The sequence below is a fragment of the Acinetobacter populi genome, assembly GCF_002174125.1.
In the GTDB taxonomy this organism is placed as follows: Bacteria; Pseudomonadota; Gammaproteobacteria; order Pseudomonadales; family Moraxellaceae; genus Acinetobacter; species Acinetobacter populi.
This window is the reverse complement of record NZ_NEXX01000001.1, coordinates 1-26,952: the sequence shown is the minus strand read 5'-3', so window position 1 is coordinate 26,952 and position 26,952 is coordinate 1. Positions and strand designations below refer to the sequence as shown.

At 34.1% G+C, this 26,952-nt stretch carries 18 protein-coding genes and 3 pseudogenes; 11 read left to right on the top strand and 10 right to left on the bottom strand.

Annotated features, from left to right (window positions below; genetic code table 11):
* The first annotated feature begins 218 nt into the window (after positions 1-218).
* The 5 genes from CAP51_RS00105 to CAP51_RS00085 all read left to right on the top strand — a co-directional run bounded on the left by CAP51_RS00105 (position 219) and on the right by CAP51_RS00085 (position 9,721).
* Positions 219-1,181, top strand: coding sequence for an IS30 family transposase (locus CAP51_RS00105; RefSeq protein ID WP_087618690.1), 963 nt, complete (start codon positions 219-221; stop codon positions 1,179-1,181).
* A gap of 77 nt (positions 1,182-1,258) precedes the next feature.
* Complete coding sequence (gene dptF, locus CAP51_RS00100; protein WP_087618689.1) at positions 1,259-2,863, top strand: DNA phosphorothioation-dependent restriction protein DptF; 1,605 nt, start codon at positions 1,259-1,261, stop codon at positions 2,861-2,863.
* A 2-nt stretch (positions 2,864-2,865) separates the two neighbouring features.
* Entirely contained in the window at positions 2,866-4,167 is a 1,302-nt protein-coding gene (gene dptG, locus CAP51_RS00095) for a DNA phosphorothioation-dependent restriction protein DptG (RefSeq protein WP_087618688.1), read from the top strand.
* The gene (gene dptH, locus CAP51_RS00090; RefSeq protein ID WP_087618687.1) at positions 4,148-9,388 is read left to right on the top strand and encodes a DNA phosphorothioation-dependent restriction protein DptH; all 5,241 of its coding nucleotides are present in this window, start codon (positions 4,148-4,150) and stop codon (positions 9,386-9,388) included. The genes dptG and dptH overlap by 20 nt, the downstream gene beginning before the upstream one ends.
* Positions 9,389-9,400: 12 nt before the next feature.
* A complete protein-coding gene (locus CAP51_RS00085; protein ID WP_087618686.1) occupies positions 9,401-9,721 on the top strand; it encodes a hypothetical protein in 321 nt (106 codons plus the stop codon).
* On the opposite strand, the gene CAP51_RS00080 is transcribed toward CAP51_RS00085, so the two are convergent.
* From CAP51_RS00080 to dndB, 6 genes are all read right to left on the bottom strand, one after another.
* Positions 9,716-10,639: a hypothetical protein gene (locus tag CAP51_RS00080; protein ID WP_087618685.1), complete on the bottom strand. Its 924-nt coding sequence runs from the start codon at positions 10,637-10,639 to the stop codon at positions 9,716-9,718. The genes CAP51_RS00085 and CAP51_RS00080 overlap by 6 nt on opposite strands.
* Positions 10,640-10,661: 22 nt before the next feature.
* Entirely contained in the window at positions 10,662-11,657 is a 996-nt protein-coding gene (locus tag CAP51_RS00075; RefSeq protein WP_087618684.1) for a DGQHR domain-containing protein, read from the bottom strand.
* 113 nt (positions 11,658-11,770) lie between these two features.
* A complete protein-coding gene (gene dndE / locus CAP51_RS00070) occupies positions 11,771-12,130 on the bottom strand; it encodes a DNA sulfur modification protein DndE (RefSeq protein ID WP_087618683.1) in 360 nt (119 codons plus the stop codon).
* Positions 12,111-14,117, bottom strand: coding sequence for a DNA sulfur modification protein DndD (gene dndD, locus CAP51_RS00065; protein ID WP_087618682.1), 2,007 nt, complete (start codon positions 14,115-14,117; stop codon positions 12,111-12,113). The genes dndE and dndD overlap by 20 nt, the downstream gene beginning before the upstream one ends.
* A complete protein-coding gene (gene dndC / locus CAP51_RS00060; RefSeq protein WP_087618681.1) occupies positions 14,114-15,607 on the bottom strand; it encodes a DNA phosphorothioation system sulfurtransferase DndC in 1,494 nt (497 codons plus the stop codon). Before dndC ends, dndD begins: the two co-directional genes overlap by 4 nt.
* Positions 15,594-16,688 (bottom strand): DNA sulfur modification protein DndB, encoded by a 1,095-nt coding sequence (dndB, locus tag CAP51_RS00055; protein ID WP_245809042.1) that lies wholly within the window; start codon positions 16,686-16,688, stop codon positions 15,594-15,596. The genes dndC and dndB overlap by 14 nt, the downstream gene beginning before the upstream one ends.
* Before the next feature lie 588 nt (positions 16,689-17,276).
* Between dndB and CAP51_RS00050 the strand changes: the two are divergent.
* Together CAP51_RS00050 and CAP51_RS00045 are read left to right on the top strand one after the other, a co-directional pair.
* Positions 17,277-17,480: pseudogene (locus CAP51_RS00050) on the top strand (type II toxin-antitoxin system HigB family toxin); the annotation flags it as partial.
* A gap of 2 nt (positions 17,481-17,482) precedes the next feature.
* Positions 17,483-17,884 carry a helix-turn-helix domain-containing protein gene (locus CAP51_RS00045; protein WP_087618678.1) on the top strand — a complete coding sequence of 134 codons (402 nt, stop codon included), beginning with the start codon at positions 17,483-17,485 and terminating at the stop codon, positions 17,882-17,884.
* Positions 17,885-18,125: 241 nt separating this feature from the next.
* Here the strand turns inward: CAP51_RS00045 and CAP51_RS00040 are convergent.
* The 4 genes and pseudogenes from CAP51_RS00040 to CAP51_RS00025 all read right to left on the bottom strand — a co-directional run.
* Positions 18,126-18,413 (bottom strand): annotated as a pseudogene (locus CAP51_RS00040) (integrase core domain-containing protein); the annotation flags it as partial.
* Positions 18,414-18,478: 65 nt separating this feature from the next.
* Positions 18,479-18,640, bottom strand: a pseudogene (locus tag CAP51_RS00035) (IS3 family transposase); the annotation flags it as partial.
* Between the two features lie 155 nt (positions 18,641-18,795).
* A complete protein-coding gene (locus CAP51_RS00030; protein ID WP_087618677.1) occupies positions 18,796-19,083 on the bottom strand; it encodes an XRE family transcriptional regulator in 288 nt (95 codons plus the stop codon).
* Between the two features lie 42 nt (positions 19,084-19,125).
* Positions 19,126-19,446 carry a type II toxin-antitoxin system RelE/ParE family toxin gene (locus tag CAP51_RS00025; RefSeq protein WP_245809041.1) on the bottom strand — a complete coding sequence of 107 codons (321 nt, stop codon included), beginning with the start codon at positions 19,444-19,446 and terminating at the stop codon, positions 19,126-19,128.
* Positions 19,447-20,408: 962 nt separating this feature from the next.
* Between CAP51_RS00025 and CAP51_RS00020 the strand changes: the two genes are divergently transcribed.
* The 4 genes from CAP51_RS00020 to CAP51_RS17110 form a co-directional block, all read left to right on the top strand.
* A complete protein-coding gene (locus CAP51_RS00020; protein WP_087618676.1) occupies positions 20,409-21,938 on the top strand; it encodes a TolC family protein in 1,530 nt (509 codons plus the stop codon).
* Positions 21,935-24,073, top strand: coding sequence for a type I secretion system permease/ATPase (locus CAP51_RS00015; protein ID WP_087618675.1), 2,139 nt, complete (start codon positions 21,935-21,937; stop codon positions 24,071-24,073). The genes CAP51_RS00020 and CAP51_RS00015 overlap by 4 nt, the downstream gene beginning before the upstream one ends.
* Positions 24,070-25,260, top strand: coding sequence for an HlyD family type I secretion periplasmic adaptor subunit (locus tag CAP51_RS00010; protein WP_087618674.1), 1,191 nt, complete (start codon positions 24,070-24,072; stop codon positions 25,258-25,260). Before CAP51_RS00015 ends, CAP51_RS00010 begins: the two co-directional genes overlap by 4 nt.
* Positions 25,261-25,669: 409 nt before the next feature.
* Positions 25,670-26,952 (top strand): BapA/Bap/LapF family prefix-like domain-containing protein (locus CAP51_RS17110; protein ID WP_140404380.1); only part of this gene is annotated, 1,283 nt, incomplete at its 3' end.

Here is a 26,952-nt window from a genome sequence, read left to right as displayed (position 1 = left end):
CATATTTGTATCGTATTTAAGGTGAGTGGTAACAACTATGGTAAGTTATACTTATCATGAGAGGAATGTAGTATGACTCCTACATTATTTATCATCATAGAAAGTTATTTTATATCGTAGATTCAATAATCAAGTGCAACACATTTGTATATAGTTGAAAAAGTTAGGTGTATTACAATCATTCTGATTTTTTTCAACTCGCAATTGGAAAGCACAAAATGAAGCACTACACCCAACTTTCTCAAGATGAAAGATACGAAATTTATGAAGCTTTGAAAAGCAATATTTCGCTTTCACAGATTGCACGTTCATTAGGACGTTCAATCTCTACAACCCATCGTAAAATTAAACGAAATACCGGTCAACGTGGCTATAGGCCTAAACAAGCTCAGCAGCTTTCAAAACAACGTAGATACCATAAATCATCTGAGTTCTCAGAATTTGCCTATGCCTATGTTGCCCATCTATTGCACTGCAAATGGTCGCCTGAGCAAATAGAGGGAGCATTAAGATATCGTGGTTGGTCAGATGTGCCTTGCTATGAATGGATTTATCAGTATGTCTATCGGGACAAGGCTCAAGGCGGTAAACTCTATCTACATTTACGAAGCCAAAAAACTTATAGAAAACGTGGTATTAAGAATAATGATCACCGAGGTCAAATAAATAATAGAACCAGTATTCATTGTCGTGATGTTGAAATAAATAATCGAACAAGACTAGGAGACTTTGAAGCAGATACTGTGATTGGCAAGCATCATAAAGGCGCTATTTTAACCTTGGTTGAGCGCAAGAGTTTATTTATTCATATTGTCTATCTTGGTATAACAAGGCAGTCAACGAAGACGATAGATCACTGTATAGTGCGCTTAAAAAGCAGCCAAGCCTATAGTGTGACATTTGATAATGGTAAGGAGTTTTCAGAGCATCAACGGCTTCAAGAGCGAGGAATTGATACCTATTTTGCTGATCCCTATAAATCAAACCAAAGGGCACGCAATGAAAATAGTAATGGTTTAATTCGACAGTATCTGCCAAAATCATCATCATTTGATGGCGTGACTGCCGAGCGGATTCAGGAAATAGAAGATGCCTTAAATCATCGTCCACGGAAAACTTTAGGATGGCTTACGCCCAGTGAAATGATGGCTAGTTATCATACCATTGCACTTGCTGCTTGAATCCGCCTATTATAAGCTTGATTTTATGGTAAATTAAATAAATTTAGAATATTGATCAATAGCATAGTGAGGGTGTTATGCAGTTTATTAATGCATTAGGTGTATTATCAAAATCTTCATCATATGCGGTTACAACAGAAAATGAACTTGATGAGAACTTAACCACAGTAAAAGAAAGTTTATATGTTGCTATGCCCATTGAACACGATGTCATGGAGTTGTTGGCAGGAATAACAGAAAAGTCAAAAAAAGTTATTTTTCTTTGTGGAAGTAGTGGGGATGGTAAATCCGAATTATTAGTGCGAGCTAAGCAGCAGTATGACAGCCCTTATATTAAGTTCCATTTAGATGCTACACATAGTTTTGAGCCACACGATACGGCTATCGTTACTTTAGACAAAATTTTTAGTGAGTTTGAAGAGGGGAATCATTCTTTAGTCATCGGAATAAATATTGGGATGCTAGGAAACTATGCTGAAGAAGCACAAAATTCTTCAATTAGGCAAAAGCTGAAAAAATACTTAGAGTGTCAAGAAAGCTCAGAGGACTTTAATTTTATTAATTTTGAGAACTATCCAAAATTTGAAATTACTAAGGATGGTTATGATAGTGAGTTCCTGCTACAGATTCTTCATCGAATAACTTCACCTACATCTGAACTTTATAGATTATTCGAGAGAGAGGAATTTGAAGGATTAAGTGGTCCTGACTTTTTAAAGTTTGTAAATTACAAGTTGCTTTGTAATATACAAATACAACGAGTATTAGTTGAGCTATTACTGAAAATTAGATTATTCCGAAATCAGTTTATTACTGCCAGAACATTTTTAGATTTAATTTATGAGCTTGTAGCAGGGAAAGACTATCTTTTTAATAATCTATTCAGTTGCAGTGATAATGAAATTTTAGAAAAAGCTATTGAATTTGATCCATCTAGATTGAGAACCAAGACAATTGATCGTTTCGTAATTGCATATGAATTAAGCGGCCTCTCTGACGACTTTCAAGTATTCTGTGAACAAATTTTATCAGAGTTAATGATTAAAAATTTAAATAGCTCTAGTTCATATATAAGACTATTTTACTTGTTGAAATTTATAGACTTAGGTAATAATTTTCACAAGAAATTTGAGGAAGATTTTACAGAAAATTTATTGTTGAGTTATTTAGATATTTATAGGAATCATAAATACTATGATCCAGCTAAGTCTAAACAAGTTTTAAGAAATTTCTATAATAAAGAGCTATTTAGTGCTTTAAGAAGTTATATAAATAAGAAAGCCCCATATTTGGAAGATGATCAATTTTTAATGACTGAATATGAGAATTATCAAGTAATTTCACACCTCAAACTCACTCCTGATTTTTCGGCAATAGAAAACACCCAGCAAAAAAAGGGAAGTGGGAGCTTCAATGTCTATATTAAAATTAAAGATTTTTCAGAAGAAAGTAGAGACCTAAGAGATAGTTTTTCTATAGATATCAATTTGTATGAGCTATTAAATAAATTAAGATTAGGATATAGGCCAAACAAGAATGATAGAAGTGTAGTAGTTGTTCTGAATGAAATTGTAAATAGATTAATAAACTTTGCACATAAATCTAGTCGAATTAATTTTAAAAGTAGTTCGAATGAAATTAAATTTATTTTAGAAGATAATTGTATTGAGGTTGGGGGCTGAGGATGAGCTTAATTAATAACTTAAAGCCAGCTAGTAATAGTATGGCAACATTTTATCCTATCAGTACTAACGAGAATAGTAATGACTTCAATTGGGATACTGTAACTAACCTATTTCTAAAAGAACTTTATGGGTTAGTCTCAGAAAATAAAATAGAAACTGAATTGAAAATATTTCATCAGGAGTTTGAAGAAAAGTTTAAACATCAAGTATCTGATAGGCAAGCTTGGCAAGTTATTGAAGATATTTATTTTTTAAACAAAAGTGTTGCTAAGATATCTCCTAAATTGCGTATTTTTTCATTATCGGATGATACCCATAACTTATCAGCTGAGAGAAGAATAGTTAGCCTTCTTAAAACCTTACTAAAAAGAGGTTATGTCTATCAAGATGAAGTAAATAACTTAAATTTTATAGAACAACTAATTTTTGAATCATTTGAGAAAATGTTTCCCAGCAATGCGTTAGATATTTCGGGGATTAACTCCTATTTGCCTAAGCTATCAACTATTTTTTCAGAAGATTTAATTTTTTTAACTACTAACTCAAAATATTTTTTAGAAAATATTCAATTGTTTATAGAGATTTATATCTGTATCTATACAGCTCAACTATCAATAGTTATAAATAGTTGGAGAGAAGCTAAAGAGCCCGAAATTAAAGATTGTTATTTCATTTTGGATACGGAAAGGGCTAGTCGGGAACGTGTATCATTACAACGAAGTGGTTACAAATTGGTGGAGAAAGGGCTCGAATCAATATTTCCTATACTTGCATTAACTGAAAGCTTACAGAGTAATGTGGAACAAAAAGTCCCTTTATGGCAACTAAGAACAACTTTAACAGATCAAGACATTGAACCCTTAAAAAAATATTGCCAAGACTTTTCTAAAGATCGTGGTCTACCAATTTCTGATAGCGATTTACTGGATTTATCATCAATTTTAGATGAATTACAGCGGTTATATAAAGCACAATTCGCTAAAGGGGAAACACGAGCAAGCCGCAATGTTAATGTTGTACGAGCAATAAAAAATATAATTCTTAAACCTTTTACGCAATCTAGAGGAAGTGCGGGAACAGTATTTGTTCTTACTCAAGAATATCTATTGTTGTTGACTAATTTAGTAATTGGTAAAAGAGAAAAGCTTCGATTATATGAAGTCATTAAAGAGCTAGAGCTACGAGGAATATTTTTTGATAAGGAAAGTAGGAAAGCCTTAGTTGAGTTTTATGAACGCTTAGGTAATGTAGAAAAAATGAGTGATAGTGGGGATGCAATCTATGTCAAAAAAACAATATGAAGATTTTTTAGTTGAACTCTTTTTTGACTGGGCTGAAAGTCATTTGAAAATAGGTGAAAAATTACACTTTAAATCTCCAGATGATAATAACAGCTCAAAGCTGTTTAAGGCATTCCAGCGAAAAGCTATTTCTTCTTTTTTACTTGGAAGTTATAGTCTTTACTATTTTACATTAAATGGTTACAAAGTCATTCCTGTACTTCATTCAGACCTTGATATTGGTTATTCTGAAAATTATATCTCTCGTCTAAGAGATTTAGTTTCAAGCCAAACAGGGGATTTCAAAGATTCTATCTTACTTATTATTCATAACTCTTCTCTAGATACATTGAATAATTCCTCCAGAGACTTGACATTAACGGATAATATTTGGAATCCAAAGAAAATTTATCAATCTTTGATGAATTTTATTGATGAAAGTCCTTTTAAAGACCATCAAATTTCTAAACAACTTTTAAAACATCAGTTTGAACTTATTCTTGCTGATGGCGCAACGATGTTCGGCTTTAGGGAGCTCTTTAATGCTGTTCAAGATGGAAAAATTGAATTTAATGAGCTTGGTTATTTAAATGATTCTGCATTAGAAAGCTGGAGCGGGTCTAATATAAGCCAAATTGAGAAGCGGTTAGGGGAAAATAAAAGATTAAAAGATGATATTGAATATATAGTTGAGCAATTTCCAACTGAATATGTTGAAAAATTAGTTGATTTGGATTTTAGTGAGAAATTTATTGAGAAGTATTTTGATAAGAATGACCTAGAATCATGGAGAAAGAATTTAGACTTCGGTGAGTGTCAGCAAGAACGAGAAAGAAATTCTATTGATTTCATTGAATTCTCAGGATTAACTACTTCTGTTGAAAAGTTTTATCATAGAACTAGAGGTGATGGTTCTCAGAAAGGAAGTGCTGCTGTTCGTGATCATCATTTAATTTTAGAGGTCTCACCGCTTACTTCATTAATTAACATAGATATTTCGTTTGTAAAAGGTCAGTTGGCTGAGGGTGATTTTAAACCAACAAGAAAATTTAAGAAGTCTGCTGATTTTAAAATTAATAATAGATCTAGTAAAAGAACCATATTAGAAGTAGAGATAGAGTTTGACGGAGAAATTAAGTATTTAGATTTTGAGATAAAAAGATCTAAACCAAAAGAGTGTTTTAAATTTAAAATTCTCATAATTCCTGAAAATATTTTTCCAATTGATTCTTTTGCAAATAAATTTTTACTAGTACCATCTAAAGAACAGTTGGTACTAGAAACGGATCAATCTGATTTTAGCTTTAATAGTAATATAGACTCTATTTATACTCTAGAAAAATGTGGTGAAATTATTGATATCAATGATTTTGGAGCTGTAGATTTTGATAGGCTACTCAATACAGAAGAACAGGTTAATTTTAGTCTTAGAAATGGTGAGAAAACTTTAAATTTTGAAGTTCAGGGTATTTTATCTGTTTCGAGTTTGAGCTTACCACTAATCTTTAATATTGAAGCTTATCAACATTTTTTTAATGACCAAGTCTTTGGAGTTTATAATGCAAGGAATTTACGGATTTCAATCTTGGGGCGAGAATACAAGATTAAAAATGAATATAGAAAGTTACTTGATTTGGAAGTTCATCTAGTAGAAGAGAAAATAGTTTCTAATAAAACTGCTTTTGGATATGAAATTACTGTTGATGATATTGTTTCAAGTTATCCTATTTTAGGAGATGCTTATACAAAGCTGTATAGCTATCTAGAACAGCGAAATACAGTAATAAGTTTGGTTTCATGGGGAGTTGAATTTACGAGTATAGTTGAATCTATAGTCAATGAATATGTGAAACTTATACATGAAATTCCTACAAAAAGGATGCTCTCTTCTGATGCTAAGATGTTGGTTAATATTGGTTTCTTTAGATTGGATGGATGTGAATATATAAGTCCTATCCATCCACTAAATCTCTCATATTTTTTAAATTTAATAAAAACATGCCGTGAAGATCAAACAAATTCTTTTGAAACATTACATGCAACTACTCTTCGGAGGCTTAATGCTGAAGGCTTGTTGCCTTTTAATTGGCATATTGATCATGAATTTAGTTATAGTCAGGTCGTAATCGAGCATCCTATGTGGATTAAGGTAATACCCAAAAAGTTGACAAAGCTAGACTATATTAAACCTTTGGTTCGACAAAAAACTAATGAATTTATTGAAGCTTTTAAAATTTTGTTTAATCAAGGTGAAAGAGATACTTTATTAATAAACTCAATCCATAATGAATTTAATCAAGAGCTATTCCTTGGTTTAGTTGACTTTATTCAGAGAGTCAAAGCCCAAGATGTTCCAAAAATTCACGTCAATTTATATGATGATGAGTTGGTTAATACCTACTTTGACGTAGTGGCTGATGCCACAAGCCAAACTGATCTGAAAAAACTATGTAAGTTATCGATAAAAGATCTAAATTCAGATCAAGTCGCCGATCTCATTCGTAGAAGAATTACATATAGTAAATTTGAAATTACGAGTGAGATGAAGTTTAAATATGCTCATCTAACTTTTATTCGAAATAATACTCCTGTTGAAGTTGCAAATGTTGATTTAAAGGCTGAAAAAACAGGAATTGCATGTAGAGGGTTACTTGCTGGAGAGACATCTTATCATCAAGAAAACACTTACTTTACAACAGCAGGATTGAAAGGTTTACCTCATCACAATAATCCTGCAATTCAGATTGTGCAACGTTATAGTGCGCTGAGCCATGCGGCTTGGAAGAATCAAAATTTCTATGAATCAAATGGCTTATCATTAAAAGTATCTAATAAGCTACAGCTTCTTCTTGATAGTGCGTATGAAGACAGCTTATGGACGGTTATTATTGATCCAAAGGTAACGTTAGATTTTTTTAAAACTCAGCAAGATGTTGTATTAATTCATTATTCTGATAATTATACCAATTCAGCAAATTATGATGCGATTACGGTAACTAAGCGTAGAGATCTTTATGATCAAATTCTTAGTCAAGGAGAACCTGGGAGAATTGATGAATTCAATGCTTTTAATGGTGAATGGCTATTAAAAATGTTGACTATGCAGGAAAAAGATAGACGCGAAAAGAAAAGCATTATTGCTGCATATAAGTATATAAATTGCCTCCTTTTTAATAGTGATATTATTTGGGTGCCATTAAGTGTAGCTGAGATGATTCGAGTATCGGGCAACATTGGGTTGAAAATGGGAGAGTCTGATTTCAGTACATATTGTCAGGGTAAAAAGTATGGTGTGATTTCAGATGATGTTCTATTTGTTGGTTTTAAAAATGGACGGATGTATCTACTTCCATTAGAAGTTAAAGTTGGACAAAAACAGAAACATGATAAAGGTATTCTACAAGCTAAAAAATTAAAGCAATACTTAGAAGCTTGTTTATTTGGAAAAAGAGATTTAGCAGGGCATTTATATAGAGGTTTGTTTGTAAGACAAATCATGATGCAAGTAGAAAAATATCAACTATATCAGACCTATTCTGAGAATTATTTTGATCAATTATTGAAAGAACGTGAGTGGTGGTTACAGGGTGACTATCAATTAGCAAATATTCAGAATTATCCAAAAGGGTTTGTCCTTGCATTTATTGAAAGTAATACTTTCTGCCAAGAAAAATTTACTTTGGACGAGGATATTCTTGTTATTAAGCTACCAGGTGCTTGCCAGAATCAATTTATCTCTAAGCCTTTGAACGAGCTAGTGGCGTATTGCGAGAGCAAGAGTCTAGTTCATATTCCTGAGAGTTTTATTTTAAAAGGTGAAACTAATTTTACTGATATAGAAATCATAGAAGAGTCGGATGCAAGGATCCTTGAAGAGTTGAATTATATTGAAGGAGTGGAAGATCAAGCTTCACTTCAAAATGAAAGCAGCCACAATCAGTTTGACTTGTTCTCTAGTTTAGAAGAGCCTGAGGCAACTGAGGCAACTGAGGCAACTGAGGCAACTGAGGCAACTGAGGCAACTGAGGCAACTGAGGCAACTGAGGCAACTGAGGCAACTGAGGCAACTGAAGAAATTGTACCAATACTTGTTAAAAGTAATAGGCCATTGCGTGTGCTTTTAGGGGAAAATACTTTTACAAGTGAACAGCTATATTGGGAACCAACTAATACAGCTAAATTCATGAATACTAATACAGGTATCATCGGTACTATGGGGACTGGTAAAACACAATTTACGAAATCACTCATCACTCAGTTGATACAGAATCAAGATAAGAATGTAAATTCTGCCCCTATAGGTATCTTAATCTTCGATTATAAGTCTGATTATGTAGATGATCCATTCATAGAAATTAATTCAGTACAAACACATAAGCTTTATAAATTACCTTATAACCCTTTAAGTCTCTTTGGGGATACCCCAATGTTACCAGTACATACGGCTCGTAGTTTTTCGGATACGATGGCAAAAGCATTTAGTCTGGGTGTTAAGCAGCAGGCTACATTACGTAAATTAGTTTTAGATGCATATGAGCAAGTAGGCATTGATAAAGCTGATACCACTACATGGCGTTTACCAGCACCAACGATCAAAGATATTTGGAATCTATTTGAGGCTACAGAGCCTTCTATTGATTCATTATATGCAGCTTTGGAAAGCTTAAATGAATTAGAAATTTTTGAGTCGAATAATAATCTATGTTCTAGCTTATACGACTTACTAGATGGTGTATTAGTCGTTGAGTTAGCTGGATATCCAGCTCAAGTCCAGAACCTTGTTGTTGCTTTGACTTTGGATTTGTTCTACTCGCAAATGCAGAAAAAGGGTAAACCCCAAGTTCAAGAAGACTATAGGCAGATTACTAAGATGATTCTTGTTGATGAAGCTGACAATTTTATGTCTCAAGACTTTCCAAGTTTACGTAAGGTTCTCAAAGAAGGTCGTGAATATGGGGTAGGTATGGTCTTGTCCACACAAGACATTACACATTTTAAAACTGGGGAAAATAACTACTCAGCTTATATTCTGACGTGGGTAATTCATCGTGTAGCGCAGATTAGTAATGGCGATATTAAAGCAATATTTAATGTTGATGATAAATCTGAACAAGAGCACTTAATGGAAACGATTCGTAAGCTTGATAAGCATTACAGCTTGTATATTGATGGACACAAGAATCTTGTGAAAATGAAAGACAAGGCTTTTTGGGAGCTATGTCAACAGGTACAGGTTTCTTGAGAGGAATAGTAAATGAGTAATGATGAACCTAAATTAAGTGAGGCCCAATTACGTAAGCAACAAATTTCTACTGCTAAAAAAGCAGCAGAAATTGTGACGTTACGTGAGTGGTATGATTCAACGGTGCATGGATATGAGTTAGAAGAATATTTTAAATATTTTTCTAATTTAGGCAGATTAGGTAAGGAGCTGCATAAACGTGGAGTAAAAAGAGTCACGGAACTATATGAAGCAGATAATGGGCTATTTGTAGAAGCTACTTTTGTGCGTAGTGATCTGGATTTATTAGGTCCTCTGTGTGCTTTGGCCTGCGTATCTAGCAAAAGATCATGAACTCTTTTTTCTCATTTGTATAAAATCTTTTCCAAAATCACTTCTATTATAAAATTCTTCAGCTAATTTTAAATTAAGATTATAAATATAGCTGGAGATATAAGTAATAGATTTAATTTTATTAGGAATTGAAGGATTTTTTTCGTCAATTTTTAAAAAAGATTGATAAAATTTATCATCTATTTTAGGTAAATCATGGCAGGTTATTTCTTTATTAAAGTCTAATAATATAGTTTCTGCATTGTAATTTAATTCATTTCTGAGAGCTGATGGGTAAGAGCTTTGATACATATTAAAGTGAGATAAAATAATTTTATAGATAGCTAACTCTCTATCCGTTGCCTGTGAAATTAATATTTGTAAAATTTTTTTGAATTCCTCCCAAATTACTTTATGTGTCGTATCAACTTTATTAAATGATATTTTAATATTTCCATATCCATCATCAATACAATCAGTTTCAAAAAAATAATTTCCATAACCAATTTTTATTGGTGATGAGTTTAGTGCTAAATAAGCATCATTGATCTTTTTTGCATACTCTGGGGTTAGATATACATAGCCTTTATTAAAAAAACGAAGTAAACAACTTAGGTTGAAAAATAATGAATAATAAAGTGTTACAAAAGACCAACTTCCAGATGATTTATTAATCAATTTATGATAGTCATTTAATTGGATAAATGACTTGTTAAGAAATAGTTCAGATTCACAAAAAATTAGTTTAAAATAATCTTCTTTTTTCAAGGAAATATCAAAGCATAAATTAGTAGTCGAACTGATATTTTGTAAACGGTCGCTTATTACTTTTTTTAATCGCCAGTGGGTTGATTTTTCAACTGGAACTCCATATTGAATCCTCGGGAGAATATATTTGTTCCGTGTATAAATGAAAGCTGTATTGAAAAAATCACTCATTTAAAAATAGCCTAGATATTTATTAGAACAAATTAGATTTATCTATTTCACCATATTGTGAACTATTTTCTTTACGGAGTTCATCTTTCATGTCATTTAAAATAGCAGAATATGTTGCATTACTAGTTCCTTTATACGTGTCGTAGTTAATTCTTGAAATAGGTTCTAAGCAAGCTGTTAACGATTTTACTTTTAAATCTCCAAATTTTTCTAAACTAGTATCAGTGATATCGTGAAAAATTGCTAATGAAGCTTTGAAAATAAGACCGTTAGTTATTTTCGCTTTATTAGATTTACTTTTTATTAAAGTTACTTCTAATGCCGCTAGATAATTTTTTAAACCTTTATAAATAGTTTCTATATCTTTATCTTTAAAAAAGCCACTTTCAAAGATGTCATTCGTAGCTTGATTGAATGTAACACGTGTAATTTTTCCAACCATACTTTTAGATGGAGAAAGTAAACCAGTCATTACACTATCTTCATTAAGTAAATCAAAAATTTTACGTTGCTTGTCTTCTTTTTTAGTTTCTCTTCCTGATAAATTTTTTATATCTAGTAAAAGATTAGTAGGTACACCTTTTTGAGTGGTATTTATATCAATAAATAGATTAACTTCATCCATGGTGTTTAGATTGTTAAAAATTACCACAGGAATATGATAGTTTTTACCGGATTTAAATAAGCCATAAAGTCTATGTTGTCCATCTAAAACCATGAAACCATGTTCGTTTTCTTTAAAGGTAATAGTATTAGCTTTTTTATTGTAGCTAAATTGAACAGCATCTTGGGCACTTAAAATAAGTGCGGATGGAATAATTCCATCTCTATTATTCATATAGTTAGCAATATCTTTCGCTCGAGATTCGTTTAAAGATCTTTGAAAGCCTTCTTTAGGGTCTTGATCTCTTGATGATACGTAACATACTTTTTCTAAAACTTCAGTTGGTAAAACGGCTATATAAAATTCTTGTTTATTTTGAGTACATACTAATGCATTGAAAGAGTGTGTAGACATCAGAAATCCTAGGTTTAATTTAATTAATTTTCTAAATTGTATCAAATAAAATTTAGAAAATTATTTTTTTGTAAAAGATTAAAAAGCAAGTCTATAATGACTTGCCTTTGATTTTATATATTTGCAATCAAACCTTCAGAAGATTTATATCGAACCGACATAGCACCAACACCTCTATGAATATGCCCACGCATTCGATCAAGCAAAACTTTGTTTTCTAAAGGTTCGTCGGCATTGTCCTCAACATATCTAAGAAGAGATAAGAAAAGGTCTGTATTTTCACCTGTTAAAGTATAAGCATTAAATTCAGAGCCATCTTCATTAGGTAGTGGGATATTACCTAAAGGTCCTTCTTCTAAAGACATCATAAGTGCAATACGGCAAAGTAGATTGGGAGTTAAACCAGTACGTTGCTTTAGCATACGAAGGCGAGTAGTTGCCTCAGATGAAATTTTAAGCTTGCTGTAATGCAATTCTCTTCTCCGTATTTGTACGTTTCAGATCAGTAAAGTACCCTGATAATACTTGGGTTGAAGCTAGTTCATGATTATATTCAAGTAAGTAGCTTTCAGAAATGAACTTTTCTAATTGATTAATATATGAATCATCAATTTCAGTATCAGTTGATAGAATAATGACCTGATGACTAACATGAGGAAAATATAACTTCATTAAGTTATCACGATGTTCCCGATCTAAACGTCCTAATGGAGTATCTACAATCATTGGTAAATGACGACCACTGGTTTTAGCTAGTGCCCATAGCATTGCAATGGCATAAATCTGTTTTTCGCCAGCAGATAACGCTGATTTTTCAATAGAATGCCCATTTTTTTTGATCAAACATGTACTGAAATTTTTCGTATCAATATGAAGGTCAGTAATAAAGTTCTTTTTGCGTAGAAGAGAGTTAAAAATTTCTACAAAGTTCTGACGAACCTGAATAATCTTTTGCTCAAGTAATGCAGTCTCAAAATCAATAAGTGCTTTAATACCTTTAGCTGCTAATGAGTTTTTGTGATTTTGAAGTTCAAAATCAACAACAGCTTCGTTGGCTGATTTTAGGCTACGCTCTACCGTGACAATGTCCCAACTGAGTTTACGATATTCTTCATCTTTCTGATCCAGAATTATATCAAGTTCGCCTAATTTACGTTCTTTTTGCATTAATTCGTCTAAATACGCGTTTGAATCCTCGGCATTTTCTGCCCGAGCAATAGAGAATTCTGTTGCCTCTTTCTCCTGAGTTAGCTGTACAAAACGACTATAAAGCGCTTGAACTTGTATTTTAGTTTCTGATTCTAAATCAATTAATTTTGCCAGAGATTGTTTAGGTTTTGTTAGTTCACTAAATGCAGGATGAAAACTTATCTCTGATTGTGTATTAAAATAACCTTTAAGGAATTGATCTAGGTTTTCCCAGTGATCTTCTGTCCATAATTCTTCTTTTTGTACTGAGCTGCTTTGGAATGATGCCAAAGTTTGCTCAATAAGGTGTCTACTTGCAGATTGATCGGCAGAAGAGGCTTCTAAATGTGTCATGAATTTGGAAATAAGTTTAGGTGCAAACAGAAACGGAAGTAAGTTATTGGCTAAATTGGTAAGCTCTTGCTTACATAAATTAATTTCTTTATTCAGTTGGGATAGTTTTGTTTTTAATTGATCATATTTCAATGCGATTGCACCGCCTTCAGATACAAATCGTAGTCTTTTTTGCTCAATATTTTTTAATAAGGCTTGGTGTTCAAATTTAAGTTGAGCACATTCATTTTTTAAATTTACTTCTTGAGATGTAAGATGATTTAAACGTTGGGTAATAGCCTCAATATCATTTTGATTAGCATCATTCAATTTATTGCGATTTAGATAAGAATGCAGATCTAGACGTAGTTTTTCAATTAGATCAATTCCAAGCAGGTTTTTAATTGCATCTGATAACATAGCATTATTATCTTCAGCAATATCTTGAATTTTCTCACCATCAAAAAAGAAAAGCTGTGAAATACCAAAGGGGATCAACTCTAATAGAAAGTTTTCCCATTCTTGCTCTGGTACAGAAGTAACAGTTTTCCCGTTCTTTTTTAAATCTAGATTTTCTCGCAGTTGGTTATCTGAACCAATGGCCCATGAACGACATACAGTAAATTCAGCAGGAATACTTCCTTCCGTATAAATAAAATTGAGTTCAACTCTAGATGTACGTTCTGGATGGTTATGATTTATCTTACCTATAAGATATTGATGATATTCTTTTTGACTAATACCTAAACCAAGTGCACGTCTACCATAAAGAGCTAAACGGATCGAGTCTAAGAAAGTTGTCTTACCTGCACCATTTCGCCCCCCAATTAAGATAATAGGTTGAGTAGTTGAGGTTGATGAGTTCTTTGGCTCAAGTAAAAACTCTGTGCGCTGACCATATAAACCAATATTATCAAGTATTAATGATTTAATAATCATGGCTTAGCTCCAACATTATTTAATAAATCTAACTGCCCAGATGAAGCTTCTTCAGTAAATGAGGATTCATCATCATCTACTTCAATAATTTCATTAATGTCTTGCTGGGAATTACGAGCAGCTAGAATACTTGCTAAATCACGCCATTCTTCATTAAGTACTTTATTTAATTGGTTATGGATGTTGTGGCGTCTTTTAAGACCATGGGAGGCTTTCTCTACCCCAATTAATTTTACCATGAGCTCTGTAGGGATTTTATGTTCCTTACAAATCGTATCAAGTAGTGCAAAGTCCTGAGTATTGTATAAGACACTATCTTCAATCTGCCAATCTAGTTCAATACCTAAAGTTTCTTTAACGATCTGTGGAACAGAGTCAGCCCAGTCCCCACTTTCTGAACGCCATATTCTACGAATTTCATGTAGTTCTTCAGGATGGATGAGTATGGGAGCTTCACCAATCGGAGCTTCTGCTTGAACTAGTTTTTGAACTTCTAAAAGTTTTCTTAGAAGTACTTTACGGAATTCAAGTTTATAAGGCCCTGGCACGAGTTTACCATTTGCATGGTTAAAGGCAACTTGACCATTACGGCGTTTAAATTCTCGATAGTTGAACTTTTTCTCAGGGTCCTGAGTTGATGACAGTAAATCACGATATTCAAGTAAAGGTTCTAGCCATTCTTCACCAGATTCGACCATGGCTTCCATTGACTTATCATGTTGAACAACGGTACATACCCAGCATCCAAAACGTGAATTACCACAGCTTGGTGTCGTTTTATCAACAACGAGAGGACATTCTCCTGCTTGAGCATTTCTATACATGGTGACAAGTTCACGATTATCATTATTCCAAGGTGACTTGTTCTGTAATAGATAGTTCCAAACATCATCTGTTGAAAAAGTTTCTATCGGTGCAAATACAAATGCATTTAGTAAAGATGAATGGCGAGCTAATTTTGTACCTTTAATTTTATGCATTGCAATGACTTGAGCACGCGTAGCACTTTCTGAAGAGCGAACACCTAAGACAACAACAACCTCTCCAAACTCAGCAACACGTTGAGTAATGAACTCATTTGCAGGTTCAATTTTAAGACGCTCTGTACACCAACGAAATTTGTTACTTGGTGCTGGATAGCCACGACCAAGAAGGTTCACCCAAAAAGAACGTTCTACACGAGGACTTACTTTTTGGACTTTAAAAGGTAGACCTAATTCATCTGATTTTTTTTGAATATTGTCCAAATTCTTATCGATGTACCGAACAATAACAGGTGTTTCGACTAGCGTATCTGAGCTGATCACATAAACAGGTTTTTGTCTTTGTTCTTTAGGAAGATTAGCTAAAGCATTCCAAACTAGTTGTAATGCACAAGTTGAATCCTTACCACCTGAGTAACCTACTACCCAAGGTCTATTGTCAGATAAATAAACTTCTTGAATAGAATTGTAGATATCTTTTAGAGTATTGGTCTCAAAAATGCTCATTTAGACCCTCTTTATATGTATCGCGACTTGCTTGGATAGAATCGAAATAAATATCTTCAATTCTTTGTGATTCAGTGCTCAATGGTATCCCTAAGATTTTTTGAAGATGATTAGTAACTAATACAAGATTATTACGTGATTTATTAATCTTACCTGCTACTAAAACACGACCACTCCACAAGGCTAGATTTTTTCTAGACCAGTCAATTAGCATTAATTTACTCAAATATGATTGCCAATTATTACTATGGTTCTCTAGGAGAATATTACCCACTCGAGCAATAGCCTGTAAAGCTATACCATGAGCATGAATGTAATCTTGTCTTAGCTGAAATGTACTGGTTTTACCCTCGAGTAGATTTAGCCAACCAGGTATGTATTGTATAACTTCTTTCCAGAATATGGTTGAAATATTAATTTTTTCATCTGCTGAAATATCTGATTGCTTAAAATTTAGTAATTCTTTGGTCGCTTGATGCAATGAACTGAATGTAAACAGTTTTGATGATCGATGTGAAATACTTGATTTTTCAAAGTCGGTATAGTCGGAAAAAAGAGGAATTTTATCAATCATTGTTTTGGTGATATAAGTTTGTTCATCCCTATGATTAAAAAGTAATTTTATAGATTGAGCCGGTCTTACTGCATGCATATTAAGGTCGGCAAACATTTGCTGAGAACGTTTTAAACCTGTGTCTGCATAAATTACTACTGAAATGGTTTCATCACCTAGGTAAGGCGTCACTTTTATTGCTTCTTCAATTGCAGCGCGTCTATGCTGTCCATCATTAATAAGTACGGTGGCGTCCATGGAAATTTTAAGCTTTCCCATGTTGTTTGATATTTCGCTTGGTTCAAATTTAACATCACCATCTACACATGCGCATAAGGAAGACATGATATATTCCTTTGGATTTTCAGTGATATATCGGCTTATTTGTGGGATGCGAGCTTTATTGAGTGTTCTTTGAGCTCGGAGTGGAGCAGGTAATGACTCATCATTGAATTTAAAAAATTTAGGCACAAATTTGAGCGGTACCATTATGACATAAAATGCTGAACGTGCCTGTAAACCTTGCATTGCAACGAATTCGAACCAATTGCCATCCATAATACTTTTACAACTTTAATTGAAACCTAAACACAAATGATCATATCACAGGACGTTAGTATTTTCTATTTGGACGTTTACTTTAATTAAATTTACTATTAGATCTAGAATAATTTTAAGTTGAAAACGTATTTGTTTTTATAAAAAGAGTTAGATGAGTTGGCTTGCAAAAAAATCGGTTTTTACAGCAATTTTGTATTCCTACACACAAGACATCTTGCAAAAGTATGATTTTTAATAATTTTGGGTACTATGGGCTGTTCTCATTTGATAAAATAGTTAAAAAATGACTATCTACATGCTTTAGATTGAATATTTAATGACTAAATTGCTGTTTTATTAAATAAAATGTAGACTGATTTGCTTCGTTAAGTGAAATGAGAACACGCTCTAACAACTTCTTAGAAATCATAGTTTATAGTTGTACAAATTTTGACTTTTGCAAGAAGTCTATATAATTCAGGTATACCAGTATCAATGCTATTTTATACAAGAAAGATTGATTTAGTACTGGAGTAAACCATTAATGACGGATATTTAAGCGTTGCTGTTTCATTAATGAAAGCGAATGAGCCTAATGATTTTGCTGTAATGAAACAGTTATTTCCTGCTGTAGATAAGGTTGGAAAGTTTCATGTATTTGATATTGGTGGAAATAAAATTCGATTAATTGCTGTTGTAATGTATCGTGCGAAAAAAGTGTATATCCGCCATGTACTTTCACATAGTGAATATGACAAAGGTTGTTGGAAAGAGGATTAGCCATGAATGCAATGATTAAACAAGCTGTGGAACATTGGCACTTTGTTTCACCCTTACTGAGTAAACCGGAGAATCAGGAAGACTTTGATGCTTTGACTGAAGCATTAGATGAACTACTTGATGTCGTAGGTGATGATGAATCACACCCATTAATGGGATTGATCTATCAGTTGGGTGATTTAGTTTCTCAATATGAAAATGAACACATCCCAATGCCTCAAGGTGATGGTCGTTCAGCATTAGCTTTTTTAATGGAACAGCATCATTTGTCACAATCTGATTTACCGGAAGTTGCAACTCAATCTATTATATCTGAAATTTTAAATGGTAAGCGTCAGTTAAACATTAAACACATTAAAGCACTTTCGGATAGATTTAACGTATCTGCTGACACCTTCTTTTAATAGTAGTTGCATTCTATTCCTCATTTATGATGCCTTTTTTCTATCGTGAAAAATTCTGTTTAAAGCCCGCATAACTGCGGGCTTTTTTGTTGCCTGAAGAAAGGTGGCATATAGAGATTTGGCTTTTTCACAAAAATATTGAAATAGTGACTAAGCCATCGATACTTTTTGCTATTCTAAATCCCCAATTTCTATAAAACCAGGTAATCCTCCCATAAATAACCGAAGTTAAAAGTAGGTGTTAAGTAGCCAGTAGAGGAGGCTTTCCTTTGTTAGCTTGGTGTGGTCTTTCATGATTGTAATGCCACAGCCAATCCGTTCCGTAATCCTGAACTTCTTCTAACGTATCAAACAAATGCTTGCTCAGCCAACTATAACGTATAGTTCGATTATATCGTTCAATATACGCATTTTGCTGTGGCTTACCCGGTTGAATATATTTAATATGAATACCATGCTCAGTAGCCTAGCGTACAAATTCGTGACTGATAAACTTGGGGCCATTATCGCATCGGATCACTAACGCTTTAAATTGCCGATTTGGAGTGGAGTATTGGCAGCAACAATAGCTGGAGTTCCAGTAGAAGCTCATGGTCTACGATAGCCTAGCTGTGATTTAAGCCCATTGGCTTTCATGAGGCGATAGATTCGATTAATTCCACAGTTTTCACTAATATCTTTTAAATCACACTGAATCTTGCGATAACTGTAGATTCCACCTGACTCTAGCCAAAATTGCTTGATCAGTCCTATAAGTCACTATTGTTGTTTGTCCTCATTGCCTGTGTGGATGGAATAAAAGGCTTCTCTGATACAATTTGTGTATTCTTATTTAAATGAACAGCTATTCTCATTTATAGCTGAACACCTGTTCTTATTTTACTTGGATATAAAATATCTATGTTGTTGCATTAAGCTAAACATATATTTATCTTCTTACCAAGTGCTGTTGCTGCCCTTGCAAGTGTTGTAAGAGTTAAACTTGTATCCGACTCATCTAACAGTCTATTCAATGATGCACGGCTAGTATGCATCTTACTTGCCATTTCTGTTTTGGAGATTTTTTGGACTTTCATTGCTTCTGATATTTGCCACGCCAAAACTCTCTTAATTGCAATAGCAGTTGATTCATCTAAAAGTCCTTCTTCCTCCAAGAAGTCATCAAAATTACTTCCAAGATGAATATTGTCGTTAATCATGGCGCATCCTCATGTTCTTGAATTGCTTTGACCTTTGTTTACTTAATTCCAAATCAGATTTTGGAGTGGATTGACTTTTTTGATAAAACCATGAAATAGAACCATAAAATTACCATCCACCGTAAAAAATATACGTGCTATCCCATTAGAAATATGGCTTCGTATTTTCCATAAGTTAGCATCCATCTTACGAACAAGGGGCATTCCAATCGGGAATCCAAACTGTATCGTCTTAATATCAGTTCCTATTGTCTTTTTATCAATAGCAGGCATGTTTTTTAACCAATCTCGTACAGGTTCATTGCCAGCTTCACTCTTGAAAAATAAGACAATTAATGTAGGTTCTATTGGAAGTTCATACATTAGCCAAACTCATATTTGGATAAAGAAATTGTATCATTTTTGGTACACACTATTAAGTGATTTACAATCAAAATTGTCCAACTTAGGTAGGAATGGGGGTTCAGATAGTTGTTGATTTTGCATACAATTCATTAAATTTATCTTGATACCCATATCTAATCATATTTTCCCCATAATACGGAATAGCTTGAAATATGAGAGTTGGAAAGATTACATGGAAATCTAGGTTTGTTAGGTGCATACTAGAAGAATTGTTATATTCATTAAGATTTTTAATTTCATGGAGAAATAATTAGTTACATAATAATTATTAGCACCAAATAGACATCAATTGAGTTTAACCTATTGAAGTTAAAGCATTAAAACTACGTTGACATCGTAGAGGTCTCCAGTTCGAGTCTGGATATGCCTACCAAATATCGCTGTTAAATCAGCAACATAAAGCCCACTGCAAAAGTGGGCTTTTTTGTTTTCGGCATATTTCGACAAACTAAGTCTTGTTTTAATGTGGATAATTCACTGATATTAAGTCAAATGAATTTGTTTACCGATAGCTAATCCATTTAGGTTTTACTATTTTTCATTACTCACAAATATTATGGTTTATTATCTTTTAATAGTGACAATGTCAGTATTGTACCTAAACTTAATATTTTGCTTTGTTCTATATTGTGTCAATAAATTTAACATTGTATTTTTTCGGTAAAGGAAACAATAAGAGTTTTTATCATTAAACTGTGTTTTAAATATTAATAGTGAATAAAACATATTTTTTTATTTTTATTTTAAAAGATTAATAAATTCAATGTTTTAATTTTTGTAAAGTAAATAATATAATGATAAAAGCTGTCTTAAGTTTATCATTGTCAGCATATTTTGTGCCTAAGTATACATTTTAAATTAATAATATTTATAGGCAAAAATATATTTCTTATAACATTTGATATGGGTTAAGTGGCTGAATGAAATTGTATTCTTTTAAAGGATCGACAGATAAGAATCAGAAAAAGTTTTTTTGTCTTTCTTTTTCGGTTTGTATCTCTATATTATACCTGCCCACAACGTATGCAAACGAATCGACTTTAACTTATAAAGAAAAGGTAGCGCGCTTATTGGCACCACCATCGGATGATCGTTATAAGACTGTTCAACTGCAACAATTGAGTGATTTTGAATTCGATCAAAGCAAAGTTCAGGAATTACCAGTTGTAGGGGCGACTTCGCAACCATCTGATTATTCTGATTCTACAGTTGCACTGCCGGGAAAAATCAGTCTGGTTGATGCGATTAAAATTGCTATACAGCGTAGTCCAGATATTGGGCAAACAATAGCTTCTTTGGCTGCACAAAATGCCAATATTGATGTGGCAAAGGCTGGCTATTATCCTCAGCTTTCAGGCGGAATTACCACAGGTGATTTCACTAGTGGGGAGAGGGGACGCCAATTAATTGGTTTAACTGCGACTCAGATGCTTTACGATTTTGGCAAAGTTAAATCAAGTGTATCTGTTCAAGAAGCACAGTTGCAGGTAGAACAGGCAAATGTTCTGGTCGCGATAGATAATATTGCATATGATGTGGCATCTTCGATTATTAATATTGAGCGTTATAAACAAAATGTCCAAATTGCTGAGCAGCAAATCGAAGGAATTCAATATATTTTATCCATTGCCAATTTGCGTGCAAGGGCCGGTATCAGTAGTCAGTCCGATCCAATTCAGGCACAATCTTATCTTGAATCGGCACAATCAAGTCTAATTGCCCAACAATCATTATTGCGTCAATACCAACAACATTTACGTACTTTGCTTGGCTTTGAGGTGGAAAGTAAAGCATGGGAAATTCCTCAGAATCTGGCAATTCTTTCTGATCTTTATGAAGAACCAAAATTTAATATTATTCCACAGATGTTGGTTGCACAGGCTTCCGTTGAAGTTGCCAAGTCTCAAAAAAAGCAAACAACTTTAAGCCGTTATCCAACAGTTTCTGTAAAGGGTTCTCTAAATCAGGCGGTTAATGGCGTGAATCCAAATAACAACAAAGATAATGGTTTATATAGTTCAGTGATGCTTGAAGCATCCAGTAATTTCTATCAGGGTGGTTCTATTGCAGCGCAGGCACGTTCTGCTAGTTATGCAGAAGAAGCTGCAAAAGCAAAAGTGAATGCTGCTTATCTAGATATTTTGGCACAAACACGAACTACCCGTGAACTAATCGATAATAAACAACTTCAAATGAGGGTTTTAAACGCTAGACAAATGACCACAGTAAAAACCCGTGAGTTGTATCAGGAACAATATAAATTAGGTACTCGCTCTATTCTGGACTTATTAACTGCAGAAATGGCGATTCACTCTGCCAACAGTGAATTTGAAAATGCCAGATATGATATTTATAACAGCCTAATACAATATATCAGTATAACAGGACGTTCACGTCAGGTTTATAACCTTAACAATATGTCAATTCAGGGATTCGAGGTGCAGCCATGACCCCATCATTTAATTATCAACCCTGGTTGCAAGCCGTAGTCACGATTGCCAAACATTATCGTATTGAACCATCGGAAGAGCGTATTCGTTTACAATTGGATTGGAACAAAAATCAAAGTGTTGATGATGTCATGCTGCTCATGTGTCGTCAGATTGGTTTAAGTTTCAGGAAAGTCGCATATACCAAGGATGTATTAAATCCATGGCGACTTCCGGTGATTGTAGAATTTCAAGATGGACAGGTTGGTGTCATTGATAAGGCTGATACATCGGGCAATATCAGTATTCAATTTGCTGGTGAGCATGGTTTATCTCAAGTCTATAATGTTGAAACACTTCATGATTTGATTCTTCAGGTTTATATTTTGCGTCCGGAATCTTCTATTCCTGATGCAAGGGTTGATGAATATATCAAGCCTTATCAGCAAAGCTGGTTTTGGTCGATTGTCTTGAGAGATTGGCGACGATATATCGATATTATGTTCGCTTCTCTGATTGCCAATGTACTGGCAATTGCAACGATTATTTTTTCCATGCAGGTATATGACCGGGTCATTCCATCTCAGTCGATTCCAACATTATGGGTACTGGCTGGCGGCGTATTGATTGCTGCAATTTTTGAATTTGTATTACGTGTATCTAGAATTTATCTCTCAGATATTATTGGTAAGCGTGCAGATTTACGCATTTCTGATCGTGTTTTTGGCCATGCTCTAAGAATTAAGAATAATGAACGTTCAAAATCTACAGGAACATTTATTTCACAAATTCGTGAACTTGAAGGCGTCAGAGAGTTGGTAACATCAACAACAATTGGGGTGCTTGCAGATTTACCTTTTTTCTTCTTGTTCTTGGCAATTTTCTGGTTGATTGGTGGAAATCTGTTCTGGGTTATGGTGTTTGTTGTGCCATTAATGATTATTCCGGGATTGTTGGTACAAAAACAACTGGCAAAACTTGCACAAGAAGGAATGCGCGAATCTTCAATACGGAATGCTATTTTGGTTGAAGCAGTGCAGGGAATCGAGGACATTAAATTGTTGCGAGCAGAATCCCGTTTTCAAAATCAATGGAACCACATGAATGAAGTGTCTGCTGATATTAGTATGCAGCAACGTAAGATTGTAGGAATACTTACTGCGTGGACACAGAAAATACAGGGTCTTACTTATGCCATTGTAGTTTTAGTGGGATGTTTTGCGGTTATTAAGGGTGATATGACTACAGGGGCATTGGTTGCTTGTTCAATTTTATCTTCACGTATGTTGGCACCAATTTCACAAATAACAGGCGTATTAGGCCGATTCCAACAAGCAAAAGTTGCAAAAAATAGTCTTGATGAATTAATGCGCAAATCTGTTGATCAGCCTGATCATAGTCATTTGATTCATAAGCCAGCGATTAATGGTGACTATGAGCTAAAAGGTGTGGCCTTTCAATATAGTGAAGAGGATACCAAGCCTACTTTGATTATTTCGAAACTAAAAATCAAAGCAGGCGAGAAAATTGCTATTTTAGGTCGAAATGGTGCAGGTAAAACTACACTATTGCAGTTGCTTTCGGGAATGCAGTTTCCGTTGAAAGGGAAAATTAATCTTGATGGACTTGATCTTTCCTTAATTGATCTTGCTGATGTTCGTCGTGATATGGCACTCTTGAATCAAAACGCCCATCTATTTTATGGCACAATTCGTGAAAATATAACCTTGGGTGCACCTTTGGCTAGTGATGAGGAGGTGATCAATGTGCTTAAGTTCACGGGTGCTTTAAGTTTTGTGGAAGAAAAGAAAGAAGGACTGGATCATCTGATTCTCGAAGGTGGGATAGGTTTTTCTGGTGGGCAACGACAGGCATTATTACTTGCACGATTATTAATTCGTCAACCTAATATCTTATTACTTGATGAGCCAACAGCCTCTATCGATGACGTTTCAGAAAAGCAATTAATTGATAATCTAAAACAATGGTTGGGGCACCGGACATTGGTGGTAGCAACACATCGGCGTGCTGTGCTTGAACTAGTAGATCGTATTATTGTTATTAATGATGGCCAAATTGTCATGGATGGTCCTAGGGATCAGGTACTTAGTCAGCCCACAATTCCTAAACAGTCTCAAACGGGAGAGAATCCATGAGTGAAAAATTAAAAATGCCAAAACACTCGAATCATACCTCCTACCAAGAACCATCATTACCTCGTGCAAGTCTGGTGATATGGCTAATTGGAATAGGCCTGCTTACGCTACTTTTATGGGCATGGTTATTTCAACTTGAGGAGGTTTCCACTGGGACGGGTAAAGTGATCCCTTCTTCTAAAGAGCAAACTATTCAGTCACTTGATGGTGGTATTTTAACCAACTTGTACGTAAATGAAGGCGATATTGTTGAAAAAGGTGAAGTTCTGGCACAACTTGATCCAACTCGTTTTGCGTCAAATGTAGGTGAGTCGGAGTCACTTTTATTGTCTGCTCAGGCAACTGCTGCACGATTAACAGCGGAAGTAAATGGTACAGCATTGGTTTTTCCTGATGCTGTGAAACAGCATCCGAATTTGGTTCAGGAGGAAACAAGACTCTATAATTCTCGTCGTTTCAATTTGCAAGAAACCATATCGGGTCTACAACAAGCATTGCGTTTGGTTGAGCAAGAATTGGCAATGACAGAACCACTTGTTGCAAAAGGTGCAGCAAGTGAAGTTGAAGTGTTGAGATTGAAGCGTTCAGCAAATGATTTAAGAAATCAAATAAATGATGCACGTAATAAATATTATGTTGATGCTAGAGAGCAGCTTTCCAGAGCAAATACTGATATTGGTCAACAACAACAAATTGTGAAAGGACGTTCAGATACATTAAGCAGAACCGTTTTTAAAGCCCCTGTTCGAGGTATTGTTAAAGAGATTGCGGTGACTACAGTGGGTGGTGTTGTTCCTCAGAATGGTAAACTCTTGACGATTGTGCCACTTGATGAGCAATTGCTAATAGAAGCAAGGATATCTCCAAGAGATATTGCCTTTATTCATCCAGGTCAGGAAGCTTTAGTAAAAATTAGTGCCTATGACTACTCAATTTATGGTGGTTTAAAAGGTAAAGTCACTGTGATTTCACCAGATACAATCCGTGATGAAGTAAAACAGGACCAATTTTACTATCGGGTATATATCCGTACAGATTCTGATAAATTATATAATAAAGAAGGTATAGCATTTAATATTACACCAGGTATGGTTGCAACTGTTGATATCCGTACAGGACAAAAAACGATACTTGATTACTTGCTTAAACCATTTAATAAAGCAAAAGAGGCTTTGCGTGAGCGATAATATAACTATATAGATTAACTTATATAATAAAACCCCAGTTATTGGGGTTTTATATTATTATAATTTGTTGGTTTGGATTTAGAATATAGTTTTATAATGTGTTTTTAATATTGCAATTATTTAAAACATATATTTAAAATTTTTATTAAAAATAAGTATTCTCTGATAAGTATTTCAATTTACCCTTAAAATTAGTTTTTTAATAAAAACATTTATAAACAATAACTTAATCTTATTTTAAAAGTGACTATTCAACGTTATACATTTTTGTTCTTAATATATGTGATGAAGTTGTTATTTTTTCATTGAATTGGGTATTTGTTTTATTTATCTTTGTCATGGAGTGAACCTTAAATTAAAGCTTAAAAAATTTATTTTTGATGGATAAATATCCAATTAAGAGGTCGGTATGGCAGAAATAAAAGTTGTTTCTAAAGATACTCATAAAACTTTAGAAGAAGTACAAGGGAATACTGTATCTTTGAATGAAGATTCAGTAATTATATTAAAGATTAATCCAGATGATGTTTTAGAAATAAAAAGAGATGGAAATAGTGCAGTTATTATTCTGAAATCTGGCGAAACAATAATAATTGTTAACTTTTTCAATGAGGGATCAAATAATAGTCTTGTTCTCGAAGATGATAACCATAAGCTGATTTGGGCTCAATTTACTGATCAAAGTGGGGCTTTGCTAGATAACGCAGTTTATGGTTATATCGATAATATAGAGCCCTTACTTTATCATGATGGTATAAGTCCATTATGGGCACTTGCACCTTTAGCAACAGTAGCGGCTTTAAAATTACTAGATAATGATAATCATCATTTTGCTAAAGATACGACTCCACCGGATAAACCATCTACACCGGAAGGCTTTGTAGATAATGAAGGTAACGAACAAGGTGCCTTCCCAGGTGGTACATCAACAGATGACACGACACCAGGTATTGTGATTGGTGATGTTGGCGAAGATACCCCAACATTGTATGTTGATGGAGAAGAAGTCGAATCAGTTTATGATCCAGAAACAGGTACATTGACCCCAGTAAATCCGTTACCGGAAGGTGAGCATGACATCACTTATACCGTGACAGATCCAGCGGGCAACGAAAGTGCACCAAGTGATCCGATCGTGGTGATTGTAGATACCACAGCACCGGATAAACCATCTACACCGGAAGGCTTTGTAGATAATGAAGGTAGCGAACAAGGTACCTTCCCAGGTGGTACATCAACAGATGACACGACACCAGGTATTGTGATTGGTGATGTTGGCGAAGATACCCCAACATTGTATGTTGATGGAGAAGAAGTCGAATCAGTTTATGATCCAGAAACAGGTACATTGACCCCAGTAAATCCGTTACCGGAAGGTGAGCATGACATCACTTATACCGTGACAGATCCAGCGGGCAACGAAAGTGCACCAAGTGATCCGATCGTGGTGATTGTAGATACCACAGCACCAACCCAACTGGCGATTACAGAAGTGATTGATGATGTTGAGTTTGTCACCGGAGTAATTACAGCAGGTGGCTATACCAATGACCGTACCCCAACAGTCAATGGTACAGGAGCAGAGTCAAATGCGCTGATTACCTTAAAAGATACTGATGGTAATGTGTTAGGCACAGCGACAGCAGATGCTGATGGTAACTGGAGTGTAGAACCAACATTAGCGAATCAGCT

Bases quoted from the DNA above. Each gene is read 5' to 3' on its own strand.
- dptH (WP_087618687.1), top strand. From the start codon at position 4,148: ATGTCAAAAAAACAATATGAAGATTTTTTAGTTGAACTCTTTTTTGAC.
- CAP51_RS00105 (WP_087618690.1), top strand. From the start codon at position 219: ATGAAGCACTACACCCAACTTTCTCAAGATGAAAGATACGAAATTTAT.
- dndD (WP_087618682.1), bottom strand. From the start codon at position 14,117: ATGATTATTAAATCATTAATACTTGATAATATTGGTTTATATGGTCAG.
- dptG (WP_087618688.1), top strand. From the start codon at position 2,866: ATGAGCTTAATTAATAACTTAAAGCCAGCTAGTAATAGTATGGCAACA.
- CAP51_RS00045 (WP_087618678.1), top strand. From the start codon at position 17,483: ATGAATGCAATGATTAAACAAGCTGTGGAACATTGGCACTTTGTTTCA.
- CAP51_RS00085 (WP_087618686.1), top strand. From the start codon at position 9,401: ATGAGTAATGATGAACCTAAATTAAGTGAGGCCCAATTACGTAAGCAA.
- dptF (WP_087618689.1), top strand. From the start codon at position 1,259: ATGCAGTTTATTAATGCATTAGGTGTATTATCAAAATCTTCATCATAT.
- dndC (WP_087618681.1), bottom strand. From the start codon at position 15,607: ATGAGCATTTTTGAGACCAATACTCTAAAAGATATCTACAATTCTATT.
- CAP51_RS00010 (WP_087618674.1), top strand. From the start codon at position 24,070: ATGAGTGAAAAATTAAAAATGCCAAAACACTCGAATCATACCTCCTAC.
- CAP51_RS00020 (WP_087618676.1), top strand. From the start codon at position 20,409: ATGAAATTGTATTCTTTTAAAGGATCGACAGATAAGAATCAGAAAAAG.
- CAP51_RS00075 (WP_087618684.1), bottom strand. From the start codon at position 11,657: ATGTCTACACACTCTTTCAATGCATTAGTATGTACTCAAAATAAACAA.
- CAP51_RS00025 (WP_245809041.1), bottom strand. From the start codon at position 19,446: ATGTATGAACTTCCAATAGAACCTACATTAATTGTCTTATTTTTCAAG.
- CAP51_RS00080 (WP_087618685.1), bottom strand. From the start codon at position 10,639: ATGAGTGATTTTTTCAATACAGCTTTCATTTATACACGGAACAAATAT.
- CAP51_RS00015 (WP_087618675.1), top strand. From the start codon at position 21,935: ATGACCCCATCATTTAATTATCAACCCTGGTTGCAAGCCGTAGTCACG.
- CAP51_RS00030 (WP_087618677.1), bottom strand. From the start codon at position 19,083: ATGATTAACGACAATATTCATCTTGGAAGTAATTTTGATGACTTCTTG.
- dndB (WP_245809042.1), bottom strand. From the start codon at position 16,688: ATGCAAGGTTTACAGGCACGTTCAGCATTTTATGTCATAATGGTACCG.